General features: G+C 72.0%; 6 protein-coding genes. 3 read left to right on the plus strand and 3 right to left on the minus strand.

The genetic code is table 11. From position 1 onward, the window contains the following. Window positions 1-12: 12 nt before the first annotated feature. Both TR46_RS29225 and hisC read right to left on the minus strand, forming a co-directional pair. A complete protein-coding gene (locus tag TR46_RS29225; RefSeq protein WP_042407150.1) occupies window positions 13-1,467 on the minus strand; it encodes an efflux RND transporter periplasmic adaptor subunit in 1,455 nt (484 codons plus the stop codon). A gap of 324 nt (window positions 1,468-1,791) precedes the next feature. Next, window positions 1,792-2,889: a histidinol-phosphate transaminase gene (hisC, locus tag TR46_RS29230; protein WP_042407154.1), complete on the minus strand. Its 1,098-nt coding sequence runs from the start codon at window positions 2,887-2,889 to the stop codon at window positions 1,792-1,794. A 288-nt stretch (window positions 2,890-3,177) separates the two neighbouring features. Between hisC and TR46_RS29235 the strand changes: the two genes are divergently transcribed. The 3 genes from TR46_RS29235 to TR46_RS38370 all read left to right on the plus strand — a co-directional run bounded on the left by TR46_RS29235 (window position 3,178) and on the right by TR46_RS38370 (window position 6,933). Continuing rightward, window positions 3,178-4,293 carry a LacI family DNA-binding transcriptional regulator gene (locus TR46_RS29235; protein ID WP_042407157.1) on the plus strand — a complete coding sequence of 372 codons (1,116 nt, stop codon included), beginning with the start codon at window positions 3,178-3,180 and terminating at the stop codon, window positions 4,291-4,293. 135 nt (window positions 4,294-4,428) lie between these two features. Then, window positions 4,429-5,595, plus strand: a complete 1,167-nt coding sequence (locus TR46_RS29240; RefSeq protein WP_084719033.1) for a metallophosphoesterase — start codon at window positions 4,429-4,431, stop codon at window positions 5,593-5,595. Between the two features lie 237 nt (window positions 5,596-5,832). After that, a complete protein-coding gene (locus TR46_RS38370; RefSeq protein WP_052433183.1) occupies window positions 5,833-6,933 on the plus strand; it encodes a hypothetical protein in 1,101 nt (366 codons plus the stop codon). A 73-nt stretch (window positions 6,934-7,006) separates the two neighbouring features. On the opposite strand, the gene TR46_RS29250 is transcribed toward TR46_RS38370, so the two are convergent. Next, the gene (locus tag TR46_RS29250; protein ID WP_042407160.1) at window positions 7,007-8,038 is read right to left on the minus strand and encodes an aspartate-semialdehyde dehydrogenase; all 1,032 of its coding nucleotides are present in this window, start codon (window positions 8,036-8,038) and stop codon (window positions 7,007-7,009) included. Window positions 8,039-8,158: the final 120 nt, after the last annotated feature.

Below are 8,158 nucleotides of genomic sequence, written 5' to 3' on the forward strand. Positions count from 1 at the left end.
GGCGGGGAGACATCAGTTGCCACCGCCGCCGAAGTTGCCGCGAGCCCCGCCACCGCCGGCGCCTCCGCCGAACCCGCCACCGGCCCCGCCCTGGCCGCCGCCCGGGAAGCCGTTGTTGCTGGAGGTGGAGACGGTGGTCTCCTTGACCTTCTGACCCTCGGTCAGCCCGCTGACGATCTGGATGCCGCTGGTGCCCTCCACGCCCACGGTCACCGTCCTGGTGGTGGTGCTGCCGTCGGCGTTGATCAGCGACACCGTCCGGGTGGTCCCGGTGCCGGTCACCGCCGCCGTCGGCAGGTACAGCGCGTTGTCGGCCTCACCGGTGGCGACCGCGACGGTGGCCGAGAGGCCGGTGCGCAGGCCGCTGGTGTCGCTGGTGATCCTGAGCACGGCCTCGTACTCCACCGCGCTGGTGGAGCTGCCGGTGCCGGAGCTGCTGACCGGCAGCGAGCTGACCGAGACCACCTTGGCGTTCAGGGTCGAGTCGGACTCGGCGTTCAGGGTGACCGTGGCGCCCTGGTTCTTCTTCAGCTTGAGCGCGTCGGTCTCCGAGAAGTCCGCGGTGACCTGCATGCCACTGGGGTTGGTGATCACCACGAAGCCGGTGGGGGTGCTGCTCGAACTGCTGCTGGACGTGGAGCCGGACCCGCTGCTGCCGGAACCGGAGCTGGAGCCGGCGGAGACCGTGTCGCCGACCTTGTTGCTGACCGAGGCCACGGTGCCGGCCACGCTGGCCTTCAGCACGGTGCCGTCCACCGCGGTCCGGGCGGCGGTGACGGCGTTCTCGGCCTGGGTGACCGCGGACTTGGCGGAGGCCACCGCGGTGGCGCTGACCGTGGTGGTGCTCTTGGTACTGGCCGTCGCCGCCGGCGAGGCGGTGGACGTGGTGGACGTGGTGGACGTGGTCCTGGTGGAGCCGCTGCTGCCGGACCCGGTCGAGCCGCCGGATCCGGACGAACCGGTGGAACCGGACGAACCGGTGGAACCGGTGGAACCCGTGGAACCCGTGGAGCCGCTGGAGCCGCCGGACCCGCTGGAGGTGTTCGAGGTGGCGGCCACCGTCGTGGTGGTGGTCGTCCCTGCCTCGGCGGAGACCAGGTTGGCCTTGGCCGAGACCAGCGACGCCTCGGCCGAGGCGAGGGTCGCGTCGGCGTCGGTGGGATCGACCTCGGCGAGCACCTCGCCCTTGGTCACCTTGTCACCGGCCTGTACATGGACCTTGGTCACCGTGCCGCCGGTGACGAAACTGTCGCCGGCGTCCGAGGGCGACACCAGGGTCCCCGACCCCGAGACCGTCGCCAGCACGGTGCCCTTCTCCACTGTCGCCGTCGTGCTGCTGGTGGTGCTCCTGCTGCTGGTGCCGGAGGTCCCGACGGCCGCGTACGCAGCCCCGGCCCCGACCAGCAGACCCACCGCGAGCAGGGAGTTGAGCAGGACGGCCCTGCGCCGTCGTGGAAGCGCCTTCATGGCCGGGACTCTGGTCGGGCTTGCCAGCGATCCGCTGGACGGATCCTGGGAGTTCCCTGACAACCGCCCCGGCCGCGAATCCGGCATACCCCGGCAAAAGCCGGTGCGTCGGCCCAGTCTTCTTACCTTCGGCAGCACCCCCGACCCGTCCCCTACCAGCAACCCCCTAACGTCCCGACAGGCCCCTGCCAGGGGTTTGTCGCGCCGCCGAGCAGATGCAACCGGCCCAGTTGCAGCCCCCAGGGGCGCGGGGCTCTGCTTGTCTAACGGCGTGCGCGACAAGCCCAATACGGTCCGCAGCCGAAGTCCGTCAGCACACCCGCCCTACATACCCTTGCGGAACACCCCGGCAACGTCCACGAAGAGGTCGTTGGCCTCCACCTCCCCGATGCTCACCCGCACCCCGTCGCCGGCGAAGGGCCGCACCACGACCCCGGCCGCCTCGCAGGCCGCCGCGAAGTCCAGGGCCCGCTCACCCAGCGGCAGCCAGACGAAGTTGGCCTGGGAGTCCGGCACCGTCCACCCCTGGGCGCCGAGCGCGGCGACCACCCGGTCACGCTCGCCGACCAGCGCCTCCACCCGGCGCAGCAGCTCCCGCTCGGCCCGCAGCGAGGCCACCGCGGCGTCCTGGGCCAGCTGGCTGACGCCGAACGGCACCGCGGTCTGCCGCAGCGCGGCCGCGACCGGCTCGTGCGCGACGGCGAAGCCGACCCGCAGCCCGGCCAGGCCGTAGGCCTTGGAGAAGGTGCGCAGCACGCAGACATTGGGGCGGTCGCGGTAGAGGTCGATGCCGTCGGGCACCTCGGCGTCGCGGACGAACTCGCAGTAGGCCTCGTCCAGTACCACCAGGACGTCGCTCGGCACCGCGTCCAGGAAGCGCTCCAGCTCCGCGCGGCGGACCGCGGTCCCGGTCGGGTTGTTGGGGTTGCAGACGAAGATCAGCCGGGTGCGCTCGGTGACGGCCGCCAGCATCGCGTCCAGGTCGTGCACCTCGCCCTCGGCCAGCGGCACCCGCACCGAGGTGGCGCCGCTGATCTGGACGATGATCGGGTAGGCCTCGAACGAGCGCCAGGCGTAGACGACCTCGTCGCCCGGGCCCGAGGTGGCCTGCAGCAGCGACTGGGCCACGCCGACCGAGCCGGTGCCGGTGGCGATGTGCGACTCGGGTACGCCGAACCGCTGGGCCAGCTCCGCGACCAGCGCGCTGCCGGCCAGGTCCGGGTAGCGGTTGAAGCTGTCCGCGGCGGCGACCGCGGCCTCCAGCACCCCGGGCAGCGGCGGGTAGGGGTTCTCGTTGGAGGAGAGCTTGAACGCGGGCACGCCCTCGCCACCGGCGGCCGGCTTGCCGGGCTTGTAGGCCGGAATGCCCTGGAGGGCCTCCCGCAGACGGGGGCCCTGCTTCGGCTTCGGAGTCTCGCTCACGTGGTCTTCCTTCGCACATCACGCCGTGCACCTCGCCGTGCACCCGGTCGAGATCACCATACGAGCCGATCGGCGATATCTCACCCGTGCGGGTGAGATGTTCCACCCGCCGTCCGCCGGGACTTCCTCGGCTGTGCCTGCGGTACAAACACGAAACGCAGGTATACGAACCCAACTGATCGCCTCAGGAAGGGCAAACGGCATAAATGCTCATGGAGAAACGTATCTTCACCAAACCATCCCAGACCCCCATCTACTAACGGTGATGAGCCATACGATCGGTCAGACATGACAGCAGCAGCAGCCAACCAGAGCGGCCGGCGACCCACCCACGCCCGGCGCATGGAGCGCGCCGGAATCAGGGATGTCGCCGCCGCGGCGGGGGTGTCCATCACCACCGTCTCCGATGCCCTCAACGGCAAGGGCAGACTCCCCGACGAGACCCGCAGCAAGGTCCGCGAGGTCGCCGAACGGCTGGGCTACCGGCCTTCCGCGGCGGCCCGCACCCTGCGCACCGGCCGGTCCGGCCTGATCGGTCTCACCGTCACCACCTACGGCCAGGAACCGTTCACCTTCACCGAGTTCGCCTACTTCGCCGAGATGGCCAGGGCGGCCACCTCCGCGGCGCTGAGCCGCGGCTACGCCCTGGTGGTCCTCCCTGCCACCTCGCGCCACGACGTCTGGGGCAATGTCGCCCTCGACGGCACCGTGGTGATCGACCCGCCCGACCACGACCCGATGGTGGCCGAGCTCTACCGGCAGGGCCTGCCGGTGGTCAGCGACGGCCGTCCGGGCAACTGCCCGGTCACCGCCTGGGTCGACAACGACCACGCCAGCGCGGTCCTGGAGATCCTGGACCACCTGGCCGCCGCCGGCGCCCGCCGGATCGGCCTGCTCACCGGGACCAGCACCGACACCTACACCCGGCTGAGCACCGAGGCCTACCTCTGCTGGTGCCGCCGCGTCGGCCAGGAGCCGCTGTACGAGGAGTACCCGGCGCACGACCCCTGCGCGGGGGCGGTCGCCGCCGACCGGCTGCTGGCGCGTCCGGACCGGCCGGACGCCGTGTACGGCCTCTTCGACCCCAACGGCACCGACCTGCTCGCCGCCGCCCGCCGCTACGGGCTGCGGGTGCCGGAGGACCTGCTCCTGGTCTGCTGCAGCGAGAGCGACGTCTACGCCACCACCGAGCCGCCCATCACCACGCTGTCGCTCAAGCCGCAGCGGATCGGCACCACGGTGGTGAACCTGCTCATCGACGCCATCGAGGGCATCGGTCCGGCGCCCACCACGGACACCCCCGAGGGGCAGCTGATGCCCACCGAGCTGATCGTCCGACGCTCCTCGCAGCGGCGCGCTCCACGCACCACAGTCTCCGCACCGCGCGAACCCGGCGAAGCATAAGGAGCATCAAACCGCCCTGATTCGAAGCAGAAATCATGACAAACGTTCATCTTCGGCGCATCGCCCCACCCGCCTCGCGGGATTGATGCGCCCCAGGTGCGTACACCGCGAAGAGCAGCTTCCTATGATGGGCGAATGACATCGGTGGACCCCTACGCCCGGCCTGACCTGCCGGACCCAGGCCCCCGTACGCCAGAGCGCCCCGACGGGGCGCCCCTCCACGGCGACGGGTCCACGACGTACGACTTCTTCAACCCGCCACCGGAGCGCTATCCCGCCCCCGCCGCACCGCCGGCGGCGATGGCTCCGCCGCCACCGCCTCCCCCGCCGGCTCCGCACGACCCGCCGACCCTCGAACTCGGCGCGCCGGTGGCCGTCGCCCCCGGCGCCGGCGCCGACCCCTACGGCCACCCGCCGACCCTGGTCGACGCGCTCGGCCACGCGCCGCACGAGGGCCGTGAACCGGCGTACGACGGCGACGACCCGGTCGGCCCGCTCTACGTCATCGGCGACATCCACGGCTACCTGCAGGAGCTGCTGGACGGCCTGCACGCCGAGGGGCTGATCGACGGCGAGGGGCACTGGTCGGCCGGCCGGGCCCGGGTCTGGTTCCTGGGCGACTTCACCGACCGCGGTCCGGACGGCATCGGCGTCATCGACCTGGTGATGCAGCTCGCCGCCGAGGCCGCCGCCTCCGGCGGCTACTGCCGCGCGCTGATGGGCAACCACGAGCTGCTGCTACTCGGCGCCGACCGCTTCGGCGACGACGCGGTCCAGTCCAGCGCCGGCACCGCGTCCTTCCTCGCCGCCTGGCGCCTGAACGGCGGACAGCCGAGCGACATGGAGCGGCTGGAGGACCACCATGTCGCCTGGCTCACCAGGCTCCCGGCGATGACCGTCGAGGACGGCCACCTGCTGGTGCACTCCGACACCACCGCCTACCTGGAGTACGGCGACTCGGTCGACGCGGTCAACGACGCCATCCACGGGGTGCTCAACCGCGGTGACGGCGACGAGTGGTGGGACTGCTTCCGCCGGATGACCAAGCGCTTCGCCTTCCGCGGCGACGGCGGACCGGCTGCGGTGCACGAACTGCTGGACGTGCTCGGCGGCCGGCGCGTGGTGCACGGCCACAGCCCCATCCCCTATCTGCTCGGCGACGCCCCGTCCGAGGACGGGCAGCCCGCCAAGCAGGTCACCGGACCGCACGTGTACGCGGACGACCTCGCCATCGCCATGGACGGCGGGGTCACCATGGAGGGCGAGGGCCGACTGCTCATCGCCCGCCTCCCGCTGGTCTGAGGCTATGCCAGGGGCACGTGCCATTGGCAACACGTGCCCCACCTGCCCCGGAAATTCCGGAAACCGACTGTCAGCGGGTCCGCGCCGACCTCTACCATCGAAGTCCCTGCTGTATCCGCTCCGCCTTCCAGCACCGGATGCTGACGGAGCGTTCGAGGGGCGCACCCCTGCAACCCGAGTAGGGCCGGATCGCCGGGCGGGCTGCACAGGGCCGACGAGAAGAGGGCTGGGTAGAACATGGACAGCGCTCCGTACCTGCAGGCCGAGGACAAGACCGACTACGAGCGGATCCTGGAGGAACTCCTCCACAACGAACAGGTCCGCTCGGCCCTCCGCCACGCGCCCACGGGACCCAACGCCGAGCAACTGCACACCCGTGCCATGCGCGACTTCGCCACGGTCGCCGGCACCGCCGCGGTCGAGTACTCGTACTTCGTCGAACTGCGCGAACAGGCCCGCCGCACCGCCCCGGTCCCGGACTGGGAACGCCTGGGCGGCGACGACCCGGCGCAGTGGCAGGAGCCGGAGAGCCCGCTGATCGCCGCCGAGCGGGCCGGTCTGGTGCCGCTGATCGCCGTGCTGCTGCCGATCCTGTCCGGATTCAGCGCCCTGCTGCTGCTCCTGCTCGGCTACGGGCTGCGCGCGGACGGCCAGAGCCTGGGCCAGCCGCTGGTCACCGCCGGACTGGTCGCCGCGGTGATCTGCGTGGCCGCGATCGCCGCCGACATCATCGGGCTGCTGCTCACCGCCGCCCGTGACTCCTCGGCACCGCCGCAGGGCCGCAACCCCGAGCTCTACGCGGAACTGGCCAAGGCCCGCGAGGCCTGGCACGGCGCGCTCCGCGACCGCGGCCTGCTCCCCTACCTGCTGGCCCAGTTGGGCACCACCCCGCGCCCGCCGAAGCCGCGCCCGGCCGGCGTCAGCCTGGTCCGCACCCGCCCGCGGCTGGGCTTCACCAGCCCGGGGTTCACCAGCCCGGGGCCGGAGCGGATCACCAACCCCCGCGGCGAGGAGGTCGAACCCGAGGAGGGCGGCGAGACCCACTTCACCAGCCCGGGCTTCACCAGCCCCGGCCCGGAGGGCATCACCAACCAGCGCGGGGAGGAGGTCGAGGCGGACGAGGACGACAACGAGACCCACTTCAGCAGCCCCGGCTACAGCAGTCCGGCCTACGAGGTGGTCCGGGCCCCGTTCGAGCACCCGGCGCACCCGAGCGTCACGGCCCCGCCCCCAACCGTCCCGGCACCCCGGAAGGAAGCCCCCAACGGCACCGGCGGCCGCTTCCTCCCCAACGCCGACGACACCGACGCCGACGCCGACGAGGAGCGAAGTCGCTGACGGATCTCTTCTGTCCGCGGACCGTGCATGGCTTGTCGCGCACGGTCCGCGGACAAGAGCAGAGAGAAGCGTCCTACCGCGCCGCGAGCTCCGCCGCGACCAGCTCCGCGATCTGCACCGCGTTCAGCGCCGCGCCCTTGCGGAGGTTGTCGTTGGAGATGAACAGCGACAACCCGTTCTCGGCGGTCTCGTCGGCCCGGATCCGGCCCACGTAGGACGGGTCCTGCCCTGCGGCCTGCAGCGGGGTCGGGATCTCCGAGAGCTCCACCCCCGGCGCCTCGGCGAGCAGCTCGCGGGCCCGCTCGGGGCTGAGCGGCCGCTCGAAGCGGGCGTTGACCTGCAGCGAGTGCCCGGTGAACACCGGCACCCGGACACAGGTCCCGGACACCTTGAGCTCGGGGATCTCCAGGATCTTGCGGCTCTCGCTGCGGAGCTTCTGCTCCTCGTCGGTCTCGTTGAGGCCGTCGTCCACGATCGAGCCCGCCATCGGCAGGACGTTGAAGGCGATCGGCCGGACGTACTGCCTGGGCTCGGGGAAGTCGAGCGCGGCGCCGTCGTGGGTCAGCGCGCCGGCCTTGCTGCCGACCGCGTCGATCTGGCCCTGCAGCTCGGCCACGCCGCTGAGCCCGCTGCCGGACACCGCCTGGTAGGTGGCCACCACCAGCGCGGTCAGCCCGGCCTCCCGGTGCAGCGGACGCAGCACCGGCATGGCGGCCATGGTGGTGCAGTTGGGGTTGGCGATGATCCCCAGCGGGCGGTCCGCGACCGCGTGCGGGTTGACCTCCGAGACCACCAGCGGGACCTGCGGGTCCTTGCGCCAGGCGGAGGAGTTGTCGATCACCACCGCGCCCGCGGCGGCGACCTTGGGCGCGAGCGCCTTGGACGTCGCACCGCCGGCCGAGAAGATCACGATGTCGAGGCCGGTGTAGTCGGCCGTGGCCGCGTCCTCCACCGTGACGACGCCGTCCTTCCAGGGCAGCTCCCTGCCGGCCGACCGGGCCGAGGCGAACAGCCGCAGCTCCGTCACCGGGAAGTCCCGCTCCTCGAGGATCCGGCGTACAACGCCCCCGACCTGGCCCGTGGCACCCACAATTCCCATCTTCATACCCACAGGGTAGGCGGCCCGCCCGACTCCCCGGCCCGAATATCCGCCGCTCGGACACCTCGGGACCCGACCGGTCCGCCCCGGCCCCGCCCCGCCCCACAAGACCTCCGCCCCCGGATC

The organism is Streptacidiphilus carbonis (genome assembly GCF_000787775.1).
In the GTDB taxonomy this organism is placed as follows: Bacteria; Actinomycetota; Actinomycetes; order Streptomycetales; family Streptomycetaceae; genus Streptacidiphilus; species Streptacidiphilus carbonis.

Coding starts and splice junctions, on each gene's coding strand:
- TR46_RS29225 (WP_042407150.1), bottom strand. CDS start 1,467: ATGAAGGCGCTTCCACGACGGCGCAGGGCCGTCCTGCTCAACTCCCTG.
- TR46_RS29235 (WP_042407157.1), top strand. CDS start 3,178: ATGACAGCAGCAGCAGCCAACCAGAGCGGCCGGCGACCCACCCACGCC.
- TR46_RS29240 (WP_084719033.1), top strand. CDS start 4,429: ATGACATCGGTGGACCCCTACGCCCGGCCTGACCTGCCGGACCCAGGC.
- TR46_RS38370 (WP_052433183.1), top strand. CDS start 5,833: ATGGACAGCGCTCCGTACCTGCAGGCCGAGGACAAGACCGACTACGAG.
- TR46_RS29250 (WP_042407160.1), bottom strand. CDS start 8,038: ATGAAGATGGGAATTGTGGGTGCCACGGGCCAGGTCGGGGGCGTTGTA.